This is a genomic window from Paracoccus sp. NIOT.M2S5SZ12 (assembly GCF_057748165.1).
This window is the reverse complement of record NZ_JBYLFR010000066.1, coordinates 1-748: the sequence shown is the minus strand read 5'-3', so window position 1 is coordinate 748 and position 748 is coordinate 1. Positions and strand designations below refer to the sequence as shown.

Genomic DNA, 748 nt, shown 5'->3' with positions numbered 1-748 from the left:
CTGGTAGCCGAGGGCCGAGTGGGGCCGCGCGGTGTTGTAGTCGGTGACCCAGGCCGCGATCAGATCGCGGGCATGGGCCAGGCTGCGGAACAGCGTCTCGTTGAGAAACTCGTCCCGCATCCTGCCGTTGAAGCTTTCCACAAAGCCATTCTGCATCGGCTTGCCCGGCGCGATGTAGTGCCATTCGACCTTGTGCTCTGCGCACCACTTCAGGATTGCGTTCGAGGTCAGTTCGGTGCCGTTGTCAGAGACGATCATTCCGGGCTTTCCGCGGCGTTCGATCAGCGCGGTCAGCTCCCGCGCCACGCGGCGGCCCGAGATGGACGTGTCGGGGATCGCCGCAAGGCACTCGCGCGTCACATCGTCCACCACGTTCAGCACCCTAAAGCGCCGCCCGCAGGCGAACTGGTCATGCACGAAGTCGAGCGACCATCGCGCATTGGCCCGCGCCTCGATCAGGATCGGGGCCCTTGTGCCGATGGCCTTGCGGCGTGCTTTGCGTTTACGCACCGTTAACCCTTCTTCTCGGTAGAGCCGGTAGATGCGGTTGATCCCCGACGCCTCGCCCTCCCGCCTGAGCAGGACGAAGAGCCGCCGGTAACCGAACCGTCGCCTCTCATTGGCCAGATCACGCAACCGACTGCGCAGGGCCGTGTCAGGCGCACGCTGCGACTGGTAGCGCACCATCTTGCGATCCGCGCCCGCAATCTCGCACGCCCGCCGTTCTGACAGCCCGAGATGGGCCTTC

The 748-nt window shown here is 65.2% G+C and carries 1 protein-coding gene; it reads right to left on the bottom strand.

Features of this window, described 5'->3' with window-relative positions; genetic code table 11:
- The coding region (locus tag AC2SGK_RS18305) for an IS3 family transposase (protein WP_488324804.1) at window positions 1-748 on the bottom strand (748 nt) is incomplete at both ends.